The organism is Rhizobium herbae (genome assembly GCF_019511375.1).
In the GTDB taxonomy this organism is placed as follows: domain Bacteria; phylum Pseudomonadota; class Alphaproteobacteria; order Rhizobiales; family Rhizobiaceae; genus Pararhizobium; species Pararhizobium herbae_A.
In genome coordinates, this window is sequence record NZ_JAEUAO010000002.1 from 584,914 (window position 1) to 609,096 (window position 24,183).

The following is a 24,183-nucleotide window of genomic DNA, read 5'->3' on the forward strand; positions in this document are numbered from 1 at the left end:
ATGAAAACCATAGCCGTCATCGACATCGGCAAGACGAATGCCAAGGTCGCGCTTGTCGATCTCGATCGGTTCGACGAAATCGCCGTGCGCAAGACGGCCAATGGCGTGACGGTGAGTGGGCTCTACCCGCATTTCGACGTGGAGCGGCTGTGGCGCTTCATCGTCGAAAGCCTCGCGGGGCTCAATGCAGAAACGCCGATCGATGCGATCTCCGTGACGACCCATGGCGCGGCGGCTGTGCTGCTCGACAAAAGCGGGGATCTTGCGCTGCCACTGCTCGATTATGAATTTACCGGACCCGACGCTCTGGCAGCGGATTACGACAAGGTTCGGCCATCCTTTGTCGAGACTGGCGCCGCACGGCTGCCGATGGGACTGAATATCGGGGCACAGATCTACTGGCAGGAACAGACGTTCCCGGAACTGTTTGCCAATGTCGCAACGATCCTGACCTATGCGCAATACTGGTCTTATAGGCTAAGCGGCGTAGCCTCTACGGAATTGACCTCGCTCGGCTGCCATACCGATCTGTGGAACCCGTATGCCGGCGATTTCTCGACGATGGTCGACGCCCGCGGCTGGCGGCCGCTGTTTGCGCCGGTGCGCCGGGCGAGCGACCTTCTGGGTGGTTTGACCGCGCAGGCCGCAAAGGAAAGCGGGCTGACGGCAGGCTTGCCGGTCTTCTGCGGGATCCACGACTCCAACGCCTCGCTGCTGCCCCATGTCCTGACGCGGCCAGCGCCGTTCGCCGTCGTGTCCACGGGAACCTGGGTTGTGATCATGGCGATGGGCGCGGACAAGGTGGTTCTTGACGAGGCTCGTGACACGCTGATCAACGTCAATGCGCTCGGCGATCCCGTTCCGTCGGCGCGGTTCATGGGAGGCCGTGCCTTTGCGACCTTGATTCCTGACTTGGCTTTCACCGTTTCCGAGGACGTCGAGGCTGCAATGGCGGCTCGCCAATGCATGCTGCTGCCGGCCGTGCCGGAAGGCTCGGGCCCTTTTCCGCGGGCAAGGGCTCGCTGGACGTGCAACGAGGATGCGCTGACGGGCGCGGAACGCTTCGTCGTCGTGTCGTTCTATCTGGCGATGATGAGTGCGACATGCCTCGATCTGATCGGCGCCCGGGGGGAGGTTGTCGTCGAGGGGCCGTTTGCGGCGAACTCGACATACCTGCGCATGCTGAGAGCGGCGACGGGAAGACCGGTGCTGACCGGTAGCCAGAGCGCGACGGGAACGAGCCTTGGAGCTGCGTGCCTTGCCGATGGCAGTCGCGCGCAGGTTCATACGGCGGAGTTTGGCGTTAATGTGCCAGAGACCTACAGGGCTTATGCCCAAAAATGGCGGGCTGAAAGCGAACGGTCTGAAGAAGCGTGAGTACAGACAGCTGGACGTGAAGCAACGTCAGGCGGAAAAACTACAGCTTGTCGGGAATTTCGTAGAGGTTCTTAAAAGACCCGCGAATTCATGGAATTGCGATCTTCCTCGATATTGAGGAGCATGGAAATCGCTGCCAGCGTCAGCGTGGCAATCAGCGTAGCACTCAGTCCCAGAACAATCATTGCTCGTTCCTTCTACGTCATCGTCATGATGCCGCTTCACCGTGACCGGCTATGCTTGTGCATGGCTTGCGCCGGTCAGAATAGGCCGTAGTTACCGAGCCGCGGCCGCAAGATCAACTCTCAAGTTTTACCATTCAGAACCTGTTGTTTCTTAGGTGCGCGCAAACCCCCGAGCGGCATGCGGTTGGGCTGTTTGCGGCGACACGACGCTAATTTTAGTGAAAGCCGAAAGGGAATATCTACCGTTAACCTTCAAGCAAGGAATTAACCATAAACATGATCGTACACGTCGGAGTGGGAAACTCTACTTCCCGACAGGGCATGATGCCGTACCGACGAGCCGGTTCCGATCCGGTATGCACTTACCGGATATCTCTTGGGAACGAAGCGGCCGAATGCCGTGGCCGGACGGCGTCGCCGCCGTCGCCACGCGTATCTTGCAAGTCGGTGCGCTTGGGCATCGCCCCTTCAGTCTATCCGTTGGCACGACAGGCACCGCACGCCGACAGGCATGTGCGAGGCGCTGCATAGTTCGAATTCAGGAAATACCCTCTGAAGCCGCGCCGGTTTCCAGAGGTGCGCACCGGACCGGGGAACAGCGTGAGGCAGGATACGTCGCCAGATCAGACCAGGAAGGCTCAGGCAGGCAGTCTGCTCGAGCGCCTGCGGTTTGCCGGGCTCGACGATGCCCAGACCGATGTCCTGCGCAAGAACCGGCAGTCGTTGGGGGCCCAGGTCGAACTGGCGTTGCGCGATCTCTTCCAGCGCCTCCAGACGTTCCCCGAGGCTGCCCGCCATTTTACCAGCGATCGCCAGATCGACCGGCTGCATGATCTGCAATCCTCCCACTGGAGCGTGCTGACCGACGCCCGCTTCGACAGCCTCTATGCCGAGCGCGTCAAGGTCTTGTCCGACGCGGAGAGCAAGATGGGGCTTGATCCGCGCTGGCAAATCGCCGGTCACGCGATCGTTCTCGAGCGCCTGATCTGCTCGATGATCGAGGATCTGTGGCCGAAATCCGTGCTGCCGCTCGGCAAGTCGCGCAAGCAGGAACTGAACGACCTTGTCGCTGCGCTGGTGCGCACTGTCTTCGTCGACACCGAGATCGCCGTTTCCCTTCGCTTCAACGAGCAACGTCACAGCCATCAGCGCCAGCTTGCCGAGCAGCGCAAGGCCGGCGAGGCCGAAGCGCTCGCCCTGTTTGGCGATGTAACCCAGGCGCTCGGCCGCGGCGATCTTTCCGTTCGCACGCCGATTGAAGTTTCCGCGGCCTACCAGCCGCTCGCTCAGGAATTGAACGGCGCGCTCGACGTCCTGCAGCGGCAGGTCATCGGACTGTCGGATCATGCGGCCACGATGGAAACCGCGTCGCAGGCGCTTGCCGGTCAAACCGGCCACTTCGCCGCAAAGGCGCAGGAGCAATCCGCAGCGCTCGGCGACACCGTGGCCTCGCTTGCCGCCATCGTCGATCGGGTCAAGCACAATGCCGCTCAGACGCGCGCCGCCGAGAAAAGCGCTGCGGCGACCCGGCAGTCGGCTGAGCACAGCGGCGAGATCGCCGGTCAGGCCATATCCGCGATGGCTGACATCGAGGCTTCCGCCGAGAAGATCGGCCAGATCATCGGCGTTATCGACGAGATCGCCTTCCAAACCAACCTTCTGGCCCTCAATGCCGGTATCGAGGCAGCGCGCGCCGGCGAGAGCGGCCGTGGTTTTGCGGTGGTGGCCCAGGAAGTTCGCGCTTTGGCGCAGCGCTCCGGCGACGCGGCTCGCGAAATCAAGCAGCTCGTCTCGAACACGAAATCTCAGGTCGAAGCGGGTGTCGAGCGGGTCGGCCGCACACAGGACGCGATCAGCAGCATCGTCGAGCAGGTTCGCGGCATCAACGACGCCATCGCAGGTATTGCAGATGAAACTGCAGAACAGGTCACCGGCTTGCAGGCGGCGACATCCGAACTCGGCCGCATCGGCGCTGAAATCGGCGTCAATGCGGGGCAGGTGGCGGCCGCGAAAGGCACGTGCGACGATCTTCACACGGTGATCCTCGAACTCGGCCAGACGATCCGCCAGTTCCACGTCCAGCGGCAGGCGCCGAACGCGGTGCCGCCACGGCGTGCCGTTCCTCTTCCTATTGCGCGGCAGGCACAGGCCAGCGAGGCAGATGACGGTTTCGATGACGGTTACGGTCTCCAGGGTCGCCTTGCCGGATGGGGGCGCTGATGACGAGCCGCCAGAAACACAGCCAGCCGGTAGCGGCGATCTTCGAATTCCGGCACGTGCCGGGCCGGTCGGAAAACCAGTTGAACCGTCAATGTAAATTACTCCCAGTCAGGCAAGGAAAGTGGAGATGGCAAGCAGGAAGGCCGCTCAGAAAAGTTTGAGCCTCGCGCCCGTTCTCGATTTGAACGAGGCGAACACGCTGCACGGCAAGCTGATGGCTTTGCGCGGCAACGACCTCGTCATCGATGCCTCGGCAGTGGAGCGTGTCGGGGCGCTCTGCGTTCAGGTCCTGATGGCCGGCGCGAAAAGCTGGGAAGAGGACAAGCATTCCTTCGCCTTCTCCAAGGTGTCGGACGCATTCACGAAAACGACGCAGCTCATCGGGGTGAACATCGATCACCTGATGGCAAAGGAGATTTGAGACATGAAAAAGAAAGTTCTCACGGTCGACGATTCCAGAACCATCCGGAACATGCTTCTGGTCACGCTGAACAATGCAGGTTTCGAGACCATCCAGGCGGAAGACGGCGTCGAGGGCCTCGAGGTTCTCGAGGATGCCAATCCCGATGTCATCGTCACCGACATCAACATGCCACGCTTGGACGGCTTCGGCTTCATCGAAGGCGTGCGCAAGAATGAGAAGTACCGGGCAATCCCGATCCTCGTCCTGACAACGGAAAGCGACGCGGAAAAGAAGAACCGCGCCCGCCAGGCAGGCGCGACTGGCTGGATCGTGAAGCCGTTCGATCCGACCAAACTGATCGATGCCATCGAGCGCGTAACAGCCTAACGCCAGGAATCCACCCATGGATATGAACGAAATCAAAGAGATTTTCTTCCAGGAGTGCGAGGAGCAACTCGCCGAACTGGAATCCGGTCTCCTGCGGCTCAACGACGGCGACCGTGATCCGGAAACGGTGAATGCGGTCTTCCGCGCGGTGCACTCCATCAAGGGGGGCGCCGGCGCTTTCGCGCTGGATGATCTGGTCTCCTTCGCGCATGTGTTCGAGACCACACTTGATTGCGTTCGCTCCAACAAGCTGGAACCGACACAGGACGTCCTGAAGGTCATGCTGAAATCGGCCGACGTTCTGGCCGATCTGACCAATGTTGCCCGCGACGGCGGCAGCGTCGACCAGGCGCGTTCGGCACAGCTGATCCGCGAGCTCGAGGCGCTTGCCAAGGGCGAAGCGCCGCCGGCCGCCGAGGCTCCCGCACCAAAGGCCGCTACTCCCAAGGCGGCATCGGCACCAAAGCCTGCTCCTGTCGCAGCGGCAGCAGCACCCAATGACGAAGGCTTTGTCCCCGTTGCTTTCTCCTTTGATGATTTCGGCGGCGAAGAGGAAGCCGCGATCGAACACCCGGCCTATGAGGTGATCTTCAAGCCGAAATCCGAACTCTACACCAAGGGCAACGAAGCGACGTTGCTCCTGCGCGATCTCTCCCGCCTCGGCGAGATGAGCATCCACTGCAACATGGATAGCTTGCCGCCGCTTGACCAGATGGACCCGGAAGCCGCTTACTTCTCCTGGAAGGTCTCCATCAAGACCGATAGGGGCGAAGATGCGATCCGCTCCGTTTTCGAATTCGCCGAATGGGATTGCGAACTTGAACTGATTGCCGCCGACGCCGGCGAAGGCGCCGACGGCGAGACCGAAGAACTGCCGATGCAGCCTGTTCCGTTCGATCTCTCGGCGCTCGATGAAGAACCTCACGCGCCGCTGGGCGTTGTCGAGGAAGAAGAACAGATCGCCGCCGCTCAAGCGGTCACGGCTGCCCAAACCGCTTCCAATGTCGTCCAGATGGCTGCCAATGCGTCGCGAGCCGCTGCTGCTGACAAGGGGGCCGCCGCCGCTGCCGCTGCCCAGAACAATGCCCAGCAGGCATCCGCCGCCGGTCAGACGATCCGCGTCGATCTCGATCGTGTCGATCGCCTCATCAACCTCGTCGGCGAACTCGTCATCAACCAGGCGATGCTGTCGCAGAGCGTCATCGAGAATGACTCAAACGGCGTCTCCTCGATCAACATGGGCCTCGAAGAACTCCAGCAGTTGACGCGGGAAATCCAGGACTCGGTCATGGCGATCCGCGCGCAGCCCGTTAAGCCGGTCTTCCAGCGCATGGCCCGCACGGTCCGCGAAATCGCCGATATTACCGGCAAGTCGGTTCGCCTCGTCACCGAAGGCGAGAATACCGAAGTCGACAAGACTGTTATCGACAAGCTGGCCGAGCCGCTGACGCACATGATCCGCAACGCCGTCGACCACGGTCTCGAAATGCCGGAAAAGCGCCTTGCGGCGGGCAAGAGCGTCGAAGGTACGGTGAAGCTTACCGCCAAGCATCGCTCGGGCCGCATCGTCATCGAACTGTCCGACGACGGTGCCGGCATCAACCGCGAAAAGGTCCGCCAGAAGGCGATCGACAACGACCTGATTGCGGCCGACGCCAACCTGTCCGACGAAGAAATCGACAACCTGATCTTCCACGCTGGCTTCTCGACCGCCGACAAGGTGTCTGACCTTTCAGGCCGCGGCGTCGGCATGGACGTGGTCAAGCGGTCGATCCAGGCGCTTGGCGGTCGCATCAACATCTCGTCGAAGCCGGGGCAGGGCTCCGTCTTCACCATGAGCCTGCCGCTGACGCTGGCCGTGCTCGACGGCATGGTCGTCACGGTTGCCGGCCAGACGCTGGTCGTGCCGTTGACGGCGATCGTCGAGACGCTGCAGCCCGACGCTGCGGCAATCCACTCCTTCGGCGCCACGCAGCGTCTGATCTCGATCCGCAACTCGTTCTGCCCGCTGGTTGACGTCGGTCGGATCCTCAATTTCCGTGCGACCCAGGCCAATCCGGTTGAAGGCGTGGCCCTTCTGGTGGAATCCGAAGGCGGCGGGCAGCGCGCTCTGATGGTCGATGCCATCCAGGGCCAGCGCCAGGTCGTCATCAAGAGCCTGGAAGCCAACTACACGCATGTACCGGGCATTGCTGCTGCCACCATTCTCGGTGACGGCCGCGTCGCTCTCATTCTGGACGTCGATGCCGTTGTCGCGGCATCGCGCGGCCAACCCCTCCACCTCGAAACGTCGCTTGCTGCTGCCGGGTAAGGACCATGAGCTATCTCGCAAAAAATCTGACGAGCGGAGCACGCGAGCTGATCGCGTTCCGCATCGGCGATCAGGAATTCTGCGTCAACATCATGTCTGTGCGGGAAATCCGCGGCTGGACACCAGCGACGCCGATGCCGCATGCGCCGTCCTATGTGCTCGGCGTCATCAACCTGCGCGGTGCGGTGCTGCCGATCATCGATCTGTCGGCGCGGCTTGGAATGAAGCCTGCCGAACCGACCGTGCGCCATGTCATCATCGTCACGCAGGTCAAGAACAAGATAGTGGGTCTCCTGGTCGAGGCGGTCTCGGATATTCTGACGATCAGGGACGAGGACATACAGCCGACACCGGACATGTCGTCCGAGTTCGAGCGGACCTTCGCCCGCGGGGTGCTTGCGATCGATAAGCGGATGATCTGCCTGATCGAATTGGAAGCAGTCTTCCCCCAGACAGAAAGTGAAGCAGCATGAGCATGCCGGCCTTTGACACCAGATTATCTCAGGACGAGTGCCTGGCGAGTGGCGAATATCCGCTGACCCGCCGCGACCTCGCCGAGATCGCTGCGATGATCTACGCCGACGCCGGCATCTACCTGAACGAATCCAAGGCTTCGCTCGTCTACTCGCGGCTGTCGAAGCATATCCGCAATCTCGGCCTCAAGGGGTTTCGCGAGTATTGCCAGCTCGTCTCCTCGCCGGCCGGTGCCGCCGAGCGGCGCGACATGCTCTCGCACCTGACCACCAACTTCACCCGCTTCTTCCGCGAAAACCATCATTTCGACCACCTGAAGACGGATGTTCTGCCGGAGCTGCTGAACCGCGCCAAGAATGGCGGCCGGGTGCGCATCTGGTCTGCTGCCTGCTCCGACGGGCAGGAGCCCTATTCGATAGCCCTCACCGTTCTGTCGATGATGCCGAATGCGGCGGACTACGATTTCCGTATTCTCGCGACCGACATCGATCCGAAGATCCTGGCACTCGCCCGTGCCGGCGCCTATGATGCGACGGCGCTCGAGACCGTCAGTCCGGCGATGCGCAAGCAGTGGTTCTCTGAAACCGCAGTCAACGGCCGCCAGAAGTGGCAGGTAGATGATCGCGTCAAGCGGCTCATCACCTTCAACGAACTGAACCTGATGGCCCAGTGGCCGTTCAAGGGGCCGTTCGACGTCATCTTCTGCCGCAACGTCGTTATCTATTTCGACGAGCCCACCCAGATGAAGATCTGGTCGCGCTTTGCCGGCATGCTCGCGTCCCAGGGACATCTTTATATCGGTCATTCCGAGCGTGTTTCCGGGGACGCAAAGTCGGTCTTCGACAATATCGGCATAACAACCTACCGCTATACGGGCAGGGCACACGGAGGACGCTCATGAGTGCAGCACGCGTTCTTGTTGTCGATGACTCCGCCACGATGCGGGGATTGATCACGCGTATCCTCAGCAGCGATCCCGAGGTCGAGGTTATCGGCCAGGCGGCCGACGCGATGCAGGCGCGTCAGGCGATCAAGGAGCTAGACCCGGACGTCATTACGCTCGACATCGAGATGCCCAATATGAACGGGCTCGAATTCCTGGATAAAATCATGCGGCTGCGGCCAATGCCGGTGATTATGGTTTCCACGCTGACGCACAAGGGTGCGGAAGCGACTATTGCTGCATTGGAAATCGGTGCCTTCGATTGCGTCGGAAAGCCGCTGCCGGGCGATCCCCGTCCGTTCAGCGATCTTGCCGACAAGGTGAAGGCCGCGGCCCGGTCGCAGCGCAAGTATATCATCACCGGCAACAAGGTGGCCGTGCCAAGCGCCGCGAACGCCAATGCGAGCTCGGATTACAGGGCCGGCAGGAAGATCATCGCCATCGGCTCGTCTACCGGCGGCGTCGAGGCGCTGATTGCGGTTCTGCAGAAGTTTCCGGCCAATTGCCCGCCGACGGTGATCACGCAGCACATGCCGCACACCTTCACCAAGAGCTTTTCCGAGCGCTTGAACCGTCTCTGTGCTCCAACCGTGCAGGAAGCGACGGATGGCGCAAGGCTCGAGATCGGAAAGATTTATCTGGCACCGGGTGGCGAACGCCATCTACAGGTCGTCAATCCATCTTCACCGTGCTGCCGTCTGCTGGACCGCGAACCGGTGAATGGCCATCGTCCATCCGTCGATGTGCTGTTCGATTCGGTTGCGGAACTGGCGGGCCGCAATGCAGTCGGTGTGATCCTGACCGGAATGGGCCGAGATGGCGCATCTGGTCTCTTGAAAATGCGCCACGCAGGTGCCCGCACATTCGGTCAGAATGAAAAAACCTGTGTCGTGTATGGAATGCCGAGGGTTGCCTATGAACTGGGCGCCGTCGAAACCCAACTACCCCTCAGCTCAATCGGGGAAGAAGTATTGAAAAGCACCGCCGCCCGAAGAGAAGGAAGCGAATAAGATGTCACTCGCGGAAAAAATCAAAGTTCTGATCGTCGATGATCAGGTCACAAGTCGGCTGCTGCTCGGTGACGCGCTGCAGCAGCTCGGCTTCAAGCAGATCACGGCCGCCGGCGATGGCGAACAGGGCATGAAGATCATGGCCCAGCAGCCCCACCACCTGGTGATTTCGGACTTCAACATGCCGAAGATGGACGGCCTTGGCCTCCTGCAGGCGGTGCGTGCCAATCCGGCGACGAAGAAGGCGGCCTTCATTATCCTGACGGCGCAGGGTGACCGCGCACTGGTGACCAAGGCAGCCGCGCTCGGCGCCAACAACGTGCTGGCAAAGCCCTTCACCATCGAAAAGATGAAGGCTGCGATCGAGGCTGTTTTCGGGGCATTGAAATGATCATGGATACCGCGACCAAACGTGTGCATGTCATTCAGGGCGAATGGAAGGTGGTCAGCGATCCGGATGTCGTGCTTTCGACCATCCTCGGCTCCTGCGTGGCCGCGTGCATGCGTGATCCGGTCGCGGGAGTTGGTGGCATGAACCACTTCCTGCTGCCCGGCTCGGCCGAGGCGATGTCCTCGGGCGGTGATGCAACACGCTATGGCGTGCATCTGATGGAACTGCTGATCAACGGGCTCCTCAAGAAGGGTGCGCGTCGAGAACGGCTGGAAGCGAAGATCTTCGGTGGTGCGAAGACGATCGCGCGCTTCTCCAACGTCGGCGAGCAGAATGCATTGTTTGCCCGGCAGTTCCTGATGGACGAAGGCATCCAGGTGGTCGGTGAGAGCACTGGCGGCGATCATGGCCGCAAGCTCGAATATTGGCCCCTCAGTGGCCGCGCCCGCCAATATGCTTTGACGGGCGTGGAAGCCCAAAGGGCCGTGGCCCAGGAGCAGCGCCCCCGGCCTGCACCGAAGCCGGCCGACAACACGATCGAGTTTTTCTAGCGCTTGGGCCGGCGGCCGAGGATCTCCGTCCCGGACGTGGCTTTGGCAAATTGTATAGCGTAGGCCGTCAGGGAAATCCGGGACGGCAATTGTTGCCAGCGTGAGGGCGAGTAATGCGGACTGAATTGAAGAGCCATATGCCTCACGTCGACGAGGCGCTCCCGGATGTGATGATGCGCATCGTCTCCGAGCTCTATGACGTGGCTTATCTGATCGAGCGGATCGAACCGATGTTGAGCGATATCCATGGTGAAGCCGTTCTGGATTCAGCCGACCGCATCAAGGTTCTGCAGGGGATCGATCTCGCCGTTCAGAAGACGCGCGGTCTGGCCGAATTCATCGACACTGTGACGGCGGCTATTCCGCAGCACTGGCTGGTTGACGTGACAACCGCCCTCAACCTGGTCAAGCTGGCAGACATGCAGAAATCGCTCGGCAACGGCTTGCTTCGGCACGGTCATTCACAGCCACTGACAGAAGCCGCCGGCGATTTCGAAGCCTTCTAGGCGCAGCTACTTTTCGCTCGATTCGCTAAACGCCGCCTTGGTACCGACGCGGCGGTCGCGTTTTGTGCCGTCATTCCCGAAATCGTTGTTGCACTGCCGTCAAAAGCAGGTCTTCAAGACAAGTTCGCGCAAGTTTCGTTTCCTAGTGTGCCAATCGGGGTTGGTAGATTTGGTGTGATTTGACGAAGGCCACGGACCGAATCGATCCGACAATCCCGAATGTTTGGATCTGTGCATGTCCCGGGCGATGTTGCCGGTAGGGAACATGCGCCACTGGGTGCGGAAACAGAATGAATCTGTTGGATCAACTATCGACGGTCACGAAAAACCTGGCAAGTCTCGGCCAGGGCAAGCTGATCGCGCTGATTGCAGCCGGCGTCGTCGCAGTCGGGATCGTTCTCGCTGCCGGCCTTTACGTCAACAAGCCATCCTATGAGACGCTTTATGTTGGGCTCGAAAGCAGCGACCTCAATCAGGTCAGCGTCGCGCTCGCCGAAGCGAATATCGACTTTGCCGTGGGCGCTGATGGGTCGAGCGTGCAGGTGCCCGTCGGCATGACCGGCAAGGCTCGCCTCTATCTGGCCGAGCGCGGCCTGCCCAATAGCGCCAACGCCGGATACGAACTCTTCGACAATGTCGGCTCGCTGGGCCTTACCTCCTTTATGCAGGAAGTCACCCGCGTCCGTGCGCTCGAGGGCGAAATCGCCCGCACCATCCAGCAGATTTCCGGGATTGCCGCCGCCCGCGTCCACATCGTCATGGCCGACCGGGGCAGCTTCCGCAAGACGGAACAGAAACCGACGGCCTCGGTGATGATCCGGGCGAGCGCCAACATCGGCCGCAACGCTGCAGCATCCATCCGCCATCTGGTGGCTTCGTCCGTTCCGGGCCTGAGCATCGATGACGTCACCATCCTCGATTCCGCCGGCCAGCTTCTGGCCTCCGGCGATGATCCTGCCAACAGCGCCATGAATCAGTCGCTGGGCATCGTCCAGAATGTTCAGCAGGAAATCGAGAGCAATATCGACAAGGCGCTCGCACCTTTCCTTGGTATGGACAACTTCCGCGCCAGCGTCACCGCCCAGCTGAACACCGATACCCAGCAGATCCAGGAAACGGTCTTCGATCCGGAATCCCGCGTCGAGCGCTCGACCCGTATCATCAAGGAAGAACAGAAATCCAGCCAGCAGCAGGCGGACAACGCGGCGACCGTACAGCAGAACGTTCCACAGGCTGCACCGCAGGGCAACACGACTGGACCTCAGTCGAACGACCAGACCGAAAAAAAGGAAGAGCAGACCAACTACGAGATCAACTCAAAGACTGTAGCGACGGTCAAAAGCAGCTATACGGTCGAGAAACTCTCCGTCGCCGTGGTGGTCAACCGCGGCCGCGTTGCCGCCATGGTCGGCGAAGGCGCCGACCAGGCGAAGATCGATGCCTATATAAAGGACATGCAGAAGATCGTCGCGTCGGCCGTGGGCCTCGATCCGGCCCGCGGCGACGTGATCACGCTGACCGCCATGGACTTCGTCAACGCGCAGCTGCTCGACGAGCCGGTCTCAGGTCCCGGCATCATGGAGACGCTGACCCGGAATCTCGGTGGCATCATCAACGCGCTTGCCTTCGTCGCAGTCGCAGTCGTGGTCGTCTGGATGGGCATGCGTCCGCTGGCCCGCTCGATGGGAATCGGCACGGGTGCCACGGCTCTTGCCGAAAACGAAGCCGTTGGCCTCGAGCTGCCGGATTTCTCGCCTGCCACGACGGGTGCCGCGGGCGGGGCGCTGATGGAAGGCTTCGGTTCCGACTTCGGCTTCGACAGCACCGACGACTTGCTCAGCCTCGGCGACGACAGCGAAGGCGGTTTCAATCGCCGGGTCAAGGAAGGCCCCGAACGCAGGCTTGCCCGCATGGTCGAGATCAGCGAGGAGCGCGCCGCCAAGATCCTTCGCAAGTGGGTTGCAGAAAAGGCGGCTTAGCCTTCGTCCGAACATGGGCCCGTAAATAAAAACCCGCCGTTCAGGCGGGTTTTTCGTCTTGAAGCGCCGCTCGGTCTGCTGGAAATAGACGCCTGCCCATTTCCTGTATTGCCGGAAGCCTTTGGCGGCTCTGCAAGAATCGCGAGGCGACAGGTCAACGTAACGCCACGCGCCGAGATTCGTTATATTTAACCAATGGTTAATTTCCGCCCGAAGGGGCAGGCTTTGGTCTGAGATTTTGTCCGCCGCGTGCCATGTATTGATTCAAAAAATCCGGATGACTGCAAAATTACAGAAATATTACAGAAATACTATTTAGATTTATACTTCGGTTCCCACGGCCAAGCGGAAAAATAGACATCAAAGGCTCTGATGCAATTCGGCAACAGCGCCGGAAAACAAATAAGGAAAGAGAAGAATCGGCAATTTCGATTTGGCGGGCTGACACTGGTTTAAAGAGCGTTTTTTTGCGGAACGGTACCAATGTTGCGCCCGCCAGTTTGCTGGAAAATGCCGATAAGAGCTAATCTACAAATAAATATCGTTTAATATCAGGTAATTATGAAGCATCCTGTCTTAGGCTGTCATTTTCGATCGGTGTACGGACGTGTCGGATTCGAATCGCTCCATGAAACCCGCCAAAAGTAAATCACGAGAAGGAGGGTAGTAGTTTTTCGCGGGGAGCGATGTACATTTTGTGTAGTGATTCGCGTACTAATTTGCGTCGGGTTAAGGAAAGCGGAATGCCTTGATCCGGGTGTCGGCGGCGGCAAACAGCGCTTGAATGAGCACGGACGAATCCATCACGGGGGTAATGTCATGGATTCTCTACAGACAGAGATCGCAATCTGGCCGGTGCCGGTCGTTTCGGTGCGCGGTGCCGGACGAGGATTTTCGAAAGAACAACTGATCCGCAGGCTCGGCGAGTTTGCGGAACGTGGCAACCTCAGCAAGGGGCTTGCCGCATTGACGGAGTATGTCGGCGCCACCCACTATCTTCTGGCTCGCTATGACCTGTCGCAAGACGACGGTCTGGATTTCGTCGTGTGCTCGGATTGGCCGTTCGACGTGGTCAAGCGGCTCGGCAAGGTGCTGTCGCAGCTCCATTCCAAAACCAACGAGATGCAGAAATGTCTTTCCGTCATGCAGCCGGTCTTCATGGGCCTGCCGGATGACATCGACGTCAGCCGCGGCATCAGCCGTGAGTATTGTGCAGTCACCTTTAACGTCGGACGCGCCCGCCTGTCCCTGATGCTTCTCTTCCCCCAGGATGTCATTCTCTCGCAAGAGAGCTTGAGGGATATCGGTCTGCTGGCCGGATATTTTGCGAGCTTTACCAAGGAGCACGGCACCCGCGTCGATCGAGAATTCGAACTGACGGAACGCGAGCTCGAATGCCTCTTCTGGATTGCCGAGGGCAAGACCAGCGATGAGATTGCCGTCATCCTCGGCATCTCCCGCAACACCATCAACAACTACATCACCAGCGTGATGCGCAAGACCGCGACGAAGACCCGTTCCGAGGCGATCGCCTACGCTGTTCGAAACAACCTCGTCTAGGAATGCGGCCATGACCTTTTTCCTCTCGAATAACCGCGCCGCAGATGACCATAAGGGAGGACGGCTGCAAGCCAGGGCGTCGCGGGCGGCAACGCTCGTTACCCGGCTGCAAGGCATGCAGAAGCAGATCAACGCCAAGAACTTCTCGGTGCTGCGGTTGAACGGAAACGGCCTGCCTGCGTCATGCAAGCTGACCTGCGTGCTTGATAACTGGGGTGCCGCGGCCGAAGCCATGACGCGCGAACTGGTGGCGGTCTATGGCGGCGAAATGCTTCAGCATCTGGATGTCTCGCTGCTGCCGCTTCTGTGGAACGGCATGGGCGACCACCAGACTGCGGAGGCGCCGGATTTCGGTCGATTCACCCGTCGGCTGGAAGCGCGCCTCTTGCCCTATTGCGGCATTGCCCTGCCGGTCAGGCTCGGCGCACAGGGCAATGGCTATGTCGTGTTCACCGGCAGCTACATCGACCTGACAAGCGAGGTCATCATCGATCTGCACGGCCGCGCCTGCCAGGTCATGACCGACCTGCTTGCCGCCGACGAGCGGCGCATGCTGCCGGCCGAAGCGCTGAGCGACCGCGAGATCGGCTGCCTGCAGATGGCCGGCGATGGCTATATCAGCGAAGAGATCGCCGAGAAGATGGGGCTGTCGGTGCATACGGTCAATGCCTACCTTGGCGCAGCGACGACCAAGCTGGATTCGGTCAACAGAATCCAGGCGATCGCCAAGGCCATTCGTCTCGGTTATATCAGCTGATTGGATTTTTGGCCGTCATGGCCGGTTATCGCCGCTCAACTCGCAAGGGCGGTCGGATAGGATTTTACGAATTTCGCAGCGTTGAGGCTGTTTTCCAGGAACGCTGTATTTTCGTCCGGATCGCTGGACGGGCTCTTGAATGCGATATGGTTGATCTCGAGGCCGGCTGTATCCTTGCCGAGCGCCAGTCGGGCATAGACCGTGACGCCGTCCGGCTTCAACTCGAGATCGAGCGAGATTTCCGGTTCGGTACCCCAGTCCAACGTGTAGTTGCCGCCGATACCGAAATTTACGGTACCGGGAAGAAAATAGAGCTCCGCCGCGGAGGAAACCAGGTCGGCGAGGCTACCGTGTGATTCAAAGCGAAGCAGCGCGATATAGTCGGCTGCATCGATCAGACGCAATTCAGTCGCAACAGGACGAATAGCATCGGCTACAATTTTTTCGCGCTGTTCGGAATATTCGCATTTTTTCATGTCTTTTACGTCACCCGTTTCGGCTGCGTGGCATAGATCCGGTGGATGAGTTCGGCGACGGCCTTATAAAACACCGGTGGAATCACACTATCGACCGAGACTTGCGCAAACATTGAGCGTGCGAGAGGCGGGTCCTCAAAAACGGGGATGCCGTTCTCCTCTGCAATCTCGCGGATTTTCAGCGCGACAAGGTCCTGTCCCTTGGCTACGACGACCGGCGCATCGCCTTCCTCGCGCACGTAGCGGAGCGCGACGGCATAGTGGGTCGGGTTGGCGATGACCAGCGTGGCACGCGGAACAGAGGTGATCATGCGCCGGCGGGCGCGGTCGCGAGCGATCGAACGCAGCCGGGCGCGGACGATCGGATCGCCCTGCGACTGCTTCAGCTCTTCCTTGACCTCCTGCTTGGTCATTCTGAGTTCGGTGTACCAGTGGTACCGTGTCCAGAAAAAATCCACGGCGGCGATGATGCAGGTCGAGATCAGGATGACGATCATGATCTGGTTGAGATCGCCCGACATCGTCGCGAGGATTGTCAGCGGATCGGAAAACATCGAATCGAGCGTGGCGTAGTAGTCGTTCCAGAGCGTCAGGACGATGATGATCGAGACGATCAGGATCTTGAACAGCGCCTTGGCGAATTCGACGAGGCCCTGTATGCCGTAAATCCGCTTCCAGCCGGCCATCGGCGAAATGCGGTTCAGCTTCGGCGCGATCCGGTCGAACACCGGCGTCGGAAGATTCTGCAGGATGGACGAGCCGATACCGAACACGATGAGCAGCGTGAAGAACGGGATCATCAGCGCGCTCGCCTTCCAGAGAAGATGCGAGACTAGCGCCACCACATCCGTGGCGGTGTCGATGCGCCACGCCTCCGGTTGCTCGAAGATGTCCTTGAGCGATTCGGCGACGGTCGAAAAACCCTGGGGGAGAAAGAAGACGATGAAAATATAGGTGGCGACGACCGAGGCGAACATCGTCACCTCGCGCGAAAAGGGAGTGTTGCCCTTTTCAATGGCGTCGTTCATTTTCTTTTCAGACGGCGATTCTGTTTTGCTGTCTTTGTCCTGATCGTCCGACATCCGATGAAGGTCTCTTGCTCCTGAGGGCGGCCGCTGCCGTCAAGCGGTTGTGGGCCGAGGTCGCGGAGGATGCAAGAAAGTTATACGCAGAATCGCGGCGCTTCACAGAAACCGAGATGCAGCCAGCAAAAAGCCCCTGAACCGGCGTGCAAGGGCTTTGCGTTTTGCAGTCAGGCAGGCAGCGCAGCGAGGCGCCGCACAGGGTCAGGCTGCGGCTGCATCCCGATCCTTGAGCTCGATTTGGCCGCTGGACGCGAGACGAATGGCTTCCTGGGTGATCGAACGCCGGGCAATCGCGATATCGCGCGGGTTGATGCCGGCATCGCCGGCCGCGAGATCCGATTCGATCATGCGGCGCTGGCGGGCGCCGATGGCAGCGAGCACCGCTTCGCGCAGCTCCATGCTCGATCCGCGCAGCGCCATGGTGATGATTTCGCTCGACACGTCGTTGAAAAGCTGAACGCGGCTGCGCTGCGGCATCGTGAGGACGTCGTCGAAGAGAAAGATCTTCGGACGGACCTTCTTGACCGCTTCGGTGTTGATCGATGCGAGCGATGCAAGAAGCGTATCGACCTGGGTCTTCTCCAGCTCGTTCATCACTTCTGCAATCTTGTTGGATCCAGCCGAGTTGCGGTCTGCGTCCAGCTCGCGCATCAGCTCCACGACACGCGTCTCGATGATTTGAGCGGCCTTTGGGCTGACATTCTTCATGTTGACGGCGCGGTTGATGATATCGGCGCGGCTGCTTTCCGGCAGCTGCAGCAGAACCTTGGCGCCGAAGGTCGACGGCATCATCGACAACACATAGGCGATCGTCTGCGGGTGTTCCTTGCCGAGATGCTGGGCTACGTAGACCGGATCGGAGTCCTGCAGGCGATCCCAGATATTGGCTTCATATGCTGCGAAAGTTGCGCGGCGGCCCAGCAGCCCGTCCACTTCGTCGGGTGTCAGGCCCTCTTCGAGAATGCCTTCGATGGCCTTGGCATTGTCCATCAGGCCGGCGCCTTCAGTGAACAGGTCCTCGAACTCATTGACCAGGATTTCCAGTTCGTGGGGCGGTATCGACCGAAGCGACTGGGCCGAGGCGATGATGCCCTGCAGTTCGCTTTGGGTGAAGAACTTTAACAATTTTCCGGCGACCGGCTTGCCCATCGCAAGCAGAACGGCTGCGGCCTTGTCCATTTGACTGAGGGGCTTCGTCGGCGCGGAAGCTTCAAAATTGTCGAAATCCATCATGGATTGATCCTCATAACCCGTGATCGGGTTCAAACTTTACCGGTACCCTTGATCTCGATGAGTTTAACACCGAAACGTGTCTCGTCCTCGTCGAGCACGGTAATCTCGCCGCGGCCGATCACACGGCCGTTGACGACGATTTCGACCGGCTCGCCGATCTTGCGGTCGAGCGCGATGGTTGCGCCCTCCGTCAGGTTCATCAGGCCGGAGACCTGCATCCGGCTGGTGCCCAGAACGATCTGAACATCGATAGGGATGTCCATGATCAGGTCGAGATTGGCCGTCATGCCGCTGCCCGGCTCGGTGGAGGACGTTTCCTCGAAGCTGCTCGAACCGCCGAAATCGCTGCCGCCGAACGATCCGGCGTCAAACGATGAGCCGGCTGCGCCCTGGTCCAGGTCGCCGAAGCTGCTGCTGTCGCCGAAATCGCCGCCGAAACTGCTGAGATCGGTCTCGGTCCCGAACGTGCTGCCGAAATCCGATGTTTCGCCCACCGACGTGGCCGCGAAATCCATGCCGAAATCGGTCGCCGGAGCAGTGCCTGCAGCGTTGCTTTGCAGGACGCCACGCAGATCGTCGATGGCCTGATCGAGCTCGGCATCCCCGGCGCTCAGGATCGTCTTGTCTTCAATTCGTGCTTTCTTCGGTGCCATGTGCGAACTATTCCAGTTGAAACTTGCCCCAACCATGCTGCCGGGTAAGGCAGGGGGGTTTTTAACTCATGAGATGGTGGAGAATGTCGCTCTCCGAACCGTGGGTATCCTTGATCCGAACCGTATATCTTGCGCCGGACCGGCCGAGCTCGCAGACATAGAGGTCGCGGCCGTTGGCGCTGATTTCGACACGCACGTCCTTGGCGTCCTGGAAGGGAATGACATCGCCCGGCTGCAGGCGGCTGATCTTATCGAGGGTCAGGTCCTCAAGCCTGATGCGGGCTTCGAGGTCGACGGCCGAGCGGCGGACCTGCTGCTCCAGCTGTTCGCTCCACGCGCTCTTGGCCTTGCGGGCCTGCCCGATGCCTTTTGGGAAGACAACGGTGGTCTTCAGCAGGACCTGCTGCGGCACGATGATCGAGAACGTCGAGAGTACCGGACCAAGGCCCATCGTTACGTTGACGCAGGCGGCAAAGACATCCTTGACATCCGGGTCGGCAGCCGGCCGCTCGGTGGCATTGTGGGGCCGTGCGACGGACGGCTCGAAGCCGCCGGCAGCGCTGACGGCCGATTTGAGCACATCGGCGATCTTTTCGAACACCATGGAGGCAACGTCGAGCTCGATATTGGAGAGCGTTCGCGGCTTCGGTTCTTCAATGGCGTTCGGCGGCGCGCCGAGCAGTATTTCCATCAGCGTGATGATCACCGGGCTGTCGCAACTGAGAACGATGTCCGGGCACCAGTTGCGCAGGGACACGTCGCACAGCGCCACGCCGTCGCCGAGCCTGGCGATCAGCTCCGACTTCAGCCCCGTGTCGAAGCCGGCATAGCCGATTTCGATATCGAGGCCGGTCTCGTTCTGGAAGATGTCCGGCAGGAACTCCGCAAAGACATGGCCGATTTCACTGCACAGCTTGCCAATGGTCCTGGTATCGCCGAGCGCGCCGGTCATGCGGGCGAGCAGCTTGCTGTCGAAGGCGTAGACGTTGTCTTTCGATGCTGCCGTCATGGGATCAAGCCGCCTTGCTTTCGCCGCCGCCACCGGGGTTCATCATTTCCTGCTCAACGGCGTCGATCGACGGGCGCTCGTAGGCGGAGATGGTCTTGCGGCCGTATTCGAGCGCGACCTGGGGCACCGAACCGTTCATGTAGGCAAGCAGGGTCTGCTTGACGATGATGTAGAGACGGTTCTGCTTGTCGCGGACGGCCTTGATGTTGGCGATCACCGGGCTGGCGATGCAATAGGACAGGAAGATGCCGAGCATCGTGCCGACGAGGGCTGCGGCGATCTTGGCGCCGAGGACCTCCGGCGCCTCGCTGATTGCGCCCATCGCCTTGATGACGCCGAGGACGGCCGCGACGATGCCGATCGCCGGGAAGGCGTCGCTCATCGTGGTCAGCGCGTGATAAACCTTCATCTTGTCGTGTGTGATGGTATTGATCTCCTCGTCCATCAGCGCCTCGATCTCGTGCGAGCGGGCATTGCCGATGATGATCAGGCGTACGTAATCGCAAATGAAGGCCGTCAGTTCCTTGTTTTTCAAGACCGTTGGGGCGGACTGGAAGATCGAGGAATCGTCGGGGTTGTCGATGTGGCTTTCGATCTCGTTGCGCGATTTCGTGCGCAGGTCGCGCATCAGGCTGTAGAGAACGCCCAGAGTATCAAGATAGTTGCGCTCCTTCGGCACCCTGTGTGCCAAGGCTTCGCCGAGCGCCTTGCCGGTATCCTTCAACACCTTCATCGAATTGGCCATCACGTAGCCGCCGAGACCGGCGCCGCCGATAATGACAAGCTCGAAGGGTTGGTTCAGGATCTCAATGTGGCCACCCATGGCAATGAAGCCGCCAAGGATACAGCCAATCGTCAAGACGAGCCCGATGATGATGTTCATTTCGATACCTGCCGCAAAGGTGGATTTTCGACCGTATCGTTATGCCTTCAGCCTTGCGTGAGGCTGGCTGTTGGCCTGCCTCCCGCAGGGCTTGCGCGCAAACAGGTTCGCACAAGCAAGCTCCGGCAGTTTTACGGCCAGTCGGCGCGAATTGCGCCATGTCTCATGGATGAACGGGGAAATGTCGTGACGACGACTTATACCAGCTACCAGTTGATAGCAGGCAACCTCACCAAATCGTTGGAACGCGTATCCGAGCAGCCCGATGTTGCTCGGGAGACCGAATACTACCTGGCCAATATCGGCAACGTCAAAACGATCGATGATTTCTTCGCCGACACACGGCTTTATAACTATGCGATCAAGGCGCACGGTCTCGAAGACATGGGCTATGCCAAGGCCTTCATGCGCAAGGTGCTGACCGAGGGCATCGACAGCGATGACGCCTTTGCCAAGCAACTGACCGACAGCCGCTACACCGATCTTGTCGAATCTCTGAACTTCGCCCGCAACGGCACGGGCGCCACGTCCTTCGACAGGGCGCAGAAGGGCGTCGTCGACAAGTATGCGCGTCAGACCCTGGAGCAGAATGCCGGCGAGGAAAATTCCGGCGTTCGCCTGGCGCTCTACTTCGCGCGCATGGCCCCCTCGATAACCACTGCTTATGGGCTGCTCGCCGATGAAGCACTGGCGCAGGTGACACGTACGCTGATGCAGATGCCGGACGAGTTTGCCGCTTCCGACATCGACAAGCAGGCGGCTGCGATCGAAAGTGCCATCGACATCAAGGATTTCCAGGACCCGACCAAACTGTCGAAGATGCTTGATCGGTTCACGACACTTTGGGAAGTCAACAATTCCTCGGACCCCTATGATCCGCTCGCCGTCTTCGGTTCCTCCAGCGGCTACGGCATCTCCTCCGATCTCCTGCTTTCCATCAATACGCTGAAACTCGGGGGGCGCTGATATGCAGACCGGTCTCTATGTTGCTGTCTCCTCCCAGATAGCGCTTGAAAAACGCATGAACACGCTGGCCGACAACGTCGCCAATTCAACCACCGTCGGATTCCGTTCGACGGAGGTGAAGTTCAACCAGCTGCTTGGCGATACGCGGCCGACCAAGGTGTCTTTCGTGTCCGAAGGCCAGGAATTCCTCAATACCAACAATGGGGGCCTCGACCGGACCGGCAACCAGCTGGATTTCGCCATCAAGGGCGATGCCTGGTTCCAGATCGACACGCCATCAGGTGCCGCGTTGACCCGCGACGGCCGCTTCACGCTGACGGAAACAGGCGATCTGGTGACCCTGCGCGGATATCCGGTCCTCGACGCCGGCGGTGCACCGATCCGGCTCAATTCTCAGGCGGGTGAAATCAAGGTGGGCGCAGACGGCGCCATCCAGCAGAACGGAACGCAGGTTGCTGCCCTCGGGCTCTATGAAGCCAATTTCGCCAACGGCTTTTTCCGACACGACAACAGCGCGGTGATCCCGAACTCGGCCGCCGAGCCCGTCGTCGACCGTTTCGATGTCGGCGTCCTGCAGGGTTATGTCGAGGAATCGAACGTCAATCCGGTCCAGGAAATGTCGCAGCTGATCATGGTGTCGCGTGCCTTCGAAAACATCACTTCGCTGATGCGCGACAGTGAAGGTTCGCTCGACGAGGCGATCAAGACGCTGGGCGGCAGCAAGTAGGCCTGATTTTTCAAACGGCGGAAGCCGGGCCCGAAGATGCTCGGAAGTGCAGGAAGCTAGACGGCAGGAACCGGAATGCAGAACGAGAAACTCCAGATCCGCAATTCCTCGACGTCGCTCGCGGCGCTCGCAGGCCTTGTCGGCCGTTATTCCAATCCGGAGTTTTCGGTCGCCCCCGGCGGTCACGTCCAGACGATTTCCGCCGGTTACTATACCGTCACCGGGCTTTCCCGGCATGTGCGCCTCGGCGAATTTGTCGCCCACAAGAGCGCGACCGGCATTCATCTCGGCGAAGTCGTCAAGGTCGAGCAGGAGACCGTCGTCGTCTGCCCGATCGAGCCTGGCGATCCAATCGGTATTCATGACACGGTGATCCGCAAGGGCGCCTTCCGCATTGCGCCGACGGAATCCTGGTGCGGTCGCACGATCAATTCGCTGGGCGAGCCGATCGATGGCCGGGGACCGCTGTTGCAGGGTAATGTTCGCCGGTCGATTTCCAACACGGCACCGCCGTCGATGACCCGCAAGCGCGTCGAGCACGGCTTCCGCACCGGTGTCCGGGCAATCGACATCTTTTCGCCGCTCTGCCTCGGGCAGCGTCTCGGCGTCTTCGCCGGCTCCGGTGTCGGCAAGTCGACGCTTCTGTCGATGCTCGCCCGCGCCGATGCTTTCGACAAGGTCGTCATCGCGCTGGTCGGTGAACGTGGCCGTGAAGTGCGCGAATTCATCGAGGATACGCTGGGCGATAACCTTGCCAAGTCGGTCGCTGTGGTGGCGACCAGCGATGAAAGCCCGATGCTACGCAAGATGGCGCCGCTGACGGCCGTCACGATCGCCGAGCATTACCGCGACCAGGGCAACAACGTTCTGTTGATCATCGACAGCGTCACCCGTTTTGCTCATGCCATCCGCGAGGTCGCGACAGCCTCCGGCGAACCGCCGATCGCGCGCGGCTATCCGGCCTCGGTTTTCACCGAACTGCCGCGATTGCTCGAGCGCGCCGGGCCGGGAGCCGAGGGGGCCGGCACGATCACTGCGATCATTTCCATTCTCGTCGACGGCGACAACCACAACGACCCGATCGCCGACTCTACCCGCGGCATTCTCGACGGCCATATCGTCATGGATCGCAGCCTGGCCGAAGAAGGCCGCTATCCGCCAGTCAACCCGCTTGCTTCGGTCTCGCGTCTCGCACGCAAGGCCTGGACGCCGGATCAGGAAAAGCTGGTGGCGCGGTTGAAATCGCTGATCCACCGCTTTGAGGAAACGCGCGACCTCAGGCTGATCGGTGGGTATCGGGCGGGCAGCGACCCGGATCTCGACATGGCGATCAAGCAGGTTCCGGTCATCTACGACATCCTGAAACAGACGCCGGGCGAGCGGCCGGCCTTCGATGCGTTCACCGACCTTGCCAATGCGCTAAAGGCGGCGGCGACCGGCGGCGGCCAGGCGCAGAACATGCGAAAGGGGTAAGCGGTGAAAGATAACGATGCCGACGAAGTCGTGCCGCAGCGCAAGCGCGGCGGCCGCACCCCGCTGATCGACAAGGCGCTGGGTGCGACCGGCATCGCCCTTGCAGCCCTTGCGACATTCTTTCCCTGGTATGCTTTCCTGCATCAGGACGAGTTCTCGATGCCGTCGCTGTGGCAGGGCAGCACGCGTGACCTGCCGGGTCGCGCCGGCTCCGGCGGTGTCTCCTCGCCCTTGGCCATGACGGACCGTGATGCCGCCACGCAGGCGGCGATTGATCAACTGACCACAGCGACGGTTCCGGAACGAGAGAGCAGGAAGCTGAGCGTGGAAGATGGCCTGGAACAGCCGTTTCCGGCAGCGGTGGGTTTCAAGCTCGTCCATGTCGCCAATGGCCGTGCGCTGATCGAGGACGACAGCGGCATGTATATTGTCCGGATCGGCTCGATCCTGCCGGACAACAGCCGCCTTGCCACACTGGAGCAGCGCAACGGGCGCTGGGTGATGATCACCTCCAAGGGCGAAATCCAGCAGGCTGAATGATCGCGCATCGACGTCGTGCCGCCGTCTGCCTGCATGTCATCGCTACCGGGTAGCGGGCTGCCGGTACAAAGGCGTTGCAACGCG

At 60.4% G+C, this 24,183-nt stretch carries 24 protein-coding genes; 18 read left to right on the plus strand and 6 right to left on the minus strand.

The window, feature by feature from the left end:
* The 14 genes from JNB71_RS10020 to visR all read left to right on the plus strand — a co-directional run bounded on the left by JNB71_RS10020 (position 1) and on the right by visR (position 15,054).
* Positions 1 to 1,377, plus strand: a complete 1,377-nt coding sequence (locus JNB71_RS10020; RefSeq protein ID WP_220371660.1) for an FGGY-family carbohydrate kinase — start codon at positions 1 to 3, stop codon at positions 1,375 to 1,377.
* Between the two features lie 785 nt (positions 1,378 to 2,162).
* Complete coding sequence (locus JNB71_RS10025) at positions 2,163 to 3,782, plus strand: globin-coupled sensor protein (RefSeq protein ID WP_346657250.1); 1,620 nt, start codon at positions 2,163 to 2,165, stop codon at positions 3,780 to 3,782.
* Between the two features lie 127 nt (positions 3,783 to 3,909).
* A complete protein-coding gene (locus JNB71_RS10030) occupies positions 3,910 to 4,203 on the plus strand; it encodes an STAS domain-containing protein (protein WP_220371661.1) in 294 nt (97 codons plus the stop codon).
* Positions 4,204 to 4,206: 3 nt separating this feature from the next.
* Positions 4,207 to 4,572, plus strand: a complete 366-nt coding sequence (cheY1, locus tag JNB71_RS10035; protein ID WP_018324149.1) for a chemotaxis response regulator CheY1 — start codon at positions 4,207 to 4,209, stop codon at positions 4,570 to 4,572.
* A gap of 16 nt (positions 4,573 to 4,588) precedes the next feature.
* Positions 4,589 to 6,883 (plus strand): chemotaxis protein CheA, encoded by a 2,295-nt coding sequence (locus JNB71_RS10040; protein WP_220371662.1) that lies wholly within the window; start codon positions 4,589 to 4,591, stop codon positions 6,881 to 6,883.
* Positions 6,884 to 6,888: 5 nt separating this feature from the next.
* On the plus strand, positions 6,889 to 7,356 hold the full coding sequence (locus JNB71_RS10045; RefSeq protein WP_220371663.1) for a chemotaxis protein CheW: 468 nt from the start codon (positions 6,889 to 6,891) through the stop codon (positions 7,354 to 7,356).
* The gene (gene cheR / locus JNB71_RS10050) at positions 7,353 to 8,258 is read left to right on the plus strand and encodes a protein-glutamate O-methyltransferase CheR (RefSeq protein WP_220371664.1); all 906 of its coding nucleotides are present in this window, start codon (positions 7,353 to 7,355) and stop codon (positions 8,256 to 8,258) included. The genes JNB71_RS10045 and cheR overlap by 4 nt, the downstream gene beginning before the upstream one ends.
* Positions 8,255 to 9,310, plus strand: a complete 1,056-nt coding sequence (gene cheB / locus JNB71_RS10055; RefSeq protein WP_220371665.1) for a protein-glutamate O-methylesterase CheB — start codon at positions 8,255 to 8,257, stop codon at positions 9,308 to 9,310. Before cheR ends, cheB begins: the two co-directional genes overlap by 4 nt.
* A gap of 1 nt (position 9,311) precedes the next feature.
* Positions 9,312 to 9,701, plus strand: coding sequence for a response regulator (locus tag JNB71_RS10060; RefSeq protein ID WP_018324154.1), 390 nt, complete (start codon positions 9,312 to 9,314; stop codon positions 9,699 to 9,701).
* On the plus strand, positions 9,698 to 10,252 hold the full coding sequence (cheD, locus tag JNB71_RS10065) for a chemoreceptor glutamine deamidase CheD (protein ID WP_220371666.1): 555 nt from the start codon (positions 9,698 to 9,700) through the stop codon (positions 10,250 to 10,252). Before JNB71_RS10060 ends, cheD begins: the two co-directional genes overlap by 4 nt.
* 113 nt (positions 10,253 to 10,365) lie before the next feature.
* On the plus strand, positions 10,366 to 10,758 hold the full coding sequence (gene cheT / locus JNB71_RS10070; protein WP_026203043.1) for a chemotaxis protein CheT: 393 nt from the start codon (positions 10,366 to 10,368) through the stop codon (positions 10,756 to 10,758).
* A 290-nt stretch (positions 10,759 to 11,048) separates the two neighbouring features.
* Positions 11,049 to 12,737 carry a flagellar basal-body MS-ring/collar protein FliF gene (gene fliF / locus JNB71_RS10075; protein ID WP_220371667.1) on the plus strand — a complete coding sequence of 563 codons (1,689 nt, stop codon included), beginning with the start codon at positions 11,049 to 11,051 and terminating at the stop codon, positions 12,735 to 12,737.
* 819 nt (positions 12,738 to 13,556) lie between these two features.
* Complete coding sequence (gene visN, locus JNB71_RS10080) at positions 13,557 to 14,297, plus strand: transcriptional regulator VisN (RefSeq protein WP_220371668.1); 741 nt, start codon at positions 13,557 to 13,559, stop codon at positions 14,295 to 14,297.
* Positions 14,298 to 14,307: 10 nt separating this feature from the next.
* On the plus strand, positions 14,308 to 15,054 hold the full coding sequence (gene visR / locus JNB71_RS10085; RefSeq protein ID WP_220371669.1) for a transcriptional regulator VisR: 747 nt from the start codon (positions 14,308 to 14,310) through the stop codon (positions 15,052 to 15,054).
* 35 nt (positions 15,055 to 15,089) lie between these two features.
* On the opposite strand, the gene JNB71_RS10090 is transcribed toward visR, so the two are convergent.
* The 6 genes from JNB71_RS10090 to motA form a co-directional block, all read right to left on the minus strand.
* Positions 15,090 to 15,530: a hypothetical protein gene (locus tag JNB71_RS10090; protein WP_220371670.1), complete on the minus strand. Its 441-nt coding sequence runs from the start codon at positions 15,528 to 15,530 to the stop codon at positions 15,090 to 15,092.
* Between the two features lie 5 nt (positions 15,531 to 15,535).
* Positions 15,536 to 16,612: a flagellar biosynthesis protein FlhB gene (gene flhB, locus JNB71_RS10095; protein WP_220371671.1), complete on the minus strand. Its 1,077-nt coding sequence runs from the start codon at positions 16,610 to 16,612 to the stop codon at positions 15,536 to 15,538.
* A gap of 204 nt (positions 16,613 to 16,816) precedes the next feature.
* Positions 16,817 to 17,848 carry a flagellar motor switch protein FliG gene (fliG, locus tag JNB71_RS10100; protein WP_220371672.1) on the minus strand — a complete coding sequence of 344 codons (1,032 nt, stop codon included), beginning with the start codon at positions 17,846 to 17,848 and terminating at the stop codon, positions 16,817 to 16,819.
* A 29-nt stretch (positions 17,849 to 17,877) separates the two neighbouring features.
* Complete coding sequence (gene fliN / locus JNB71_RS10105) at positions 17,878 to 18,501, minus strand: flagellar motor switch protein FliN (RefSeq protein ID WP_220371673.1); 624 nt, start codon at positions 18,499 to 18,501, stop codon at positions 17,878 to 17,880.
* Positions 18,502 to 18,562: 61 nt separating this feature from the next.
* Positions 18,563 to 19,510, minus strand: coding sequence for a FliM/FliN family flagellar motor switch protein (locus tag JNB71_RS10110; RefSeq protein WP_220371674.1), 948 nt, complete (start codon positions 19,508 to 19,510; stop codon positions 18,563 to 18,565).
* A gap of 4 nt (positions 19,511 to 19,514) precedes the next feature.
* Positions 19,515 to 20,393, minus strand: a complete 879-nt coding sequence (gene motA, locus JNB71_RS10115; RefSeq protein ID WP_220371675.1) for a flagellar motor stator protein MotA — start codon at positions 20,391 to 20,393, stop codon at positions 19,515 to 19,517.
* A gap of 186 nt (positions 20,394 to 20,579) precedes the next feature.
* On the opposite strand from motA, the gene JNB71_RS10120 reads away from it, so the two are divergent.
* The 4 genes from JNB71_RS10120 (at position 20,580) to JNB71_RS10135 (ending at position 24,099) form a co-directional block, all read left to right on the plus strand.
* Complete coding sequence (locus JNB71_RS10120) at positions 20,580 to 21,359, plus strand: DUF1217 domain-containing protein (protein ID WP_220371676.1); 780 nt, start codon at positions 20,580 to 20,582, stop codon at positions 21,357 to 21,359.
* A gap of 1 nt (position 21,360) precedes the next feature.
* Complete coding sequence (gene flgF / locus JNB71_RS10125) at positions 21,361 to 22,086, plus strand: flagellar basal-body rod protein FlgF (protein WP_220371677.1); 726 nt, start codon at positions 21,361 to 21,363, stop codon at positions 22,084 to 22,086.
* A 75-nt stretch (positions 22,087 to 22,161) separates the two neighbouring features.
* Entirely contained in the window at positions 22,162 to 23,559 is a 1,398-nt protein-coding gene (gene fliI / locus JNB71_RS10130; protein ID WP_220371678.1) for a flagellar protein export ATPase FliI, read from the plus strand.
* Positions 23,560 to 23,562: 3 nt separating this feature from the next.
* Positions 23,563 to 24,099 (plus strand): flagellar protein, encoded by a 537-nt coding sequence (locus JNB71_RS10135; protein WP_220371679.1) that lies wholly within the window; start codon positions 23,563 to 23,565, stop codon positions 24,097 to 24,099.
* Positions 24,100 to 24,183: the final 84 nt, after the last annotated feature.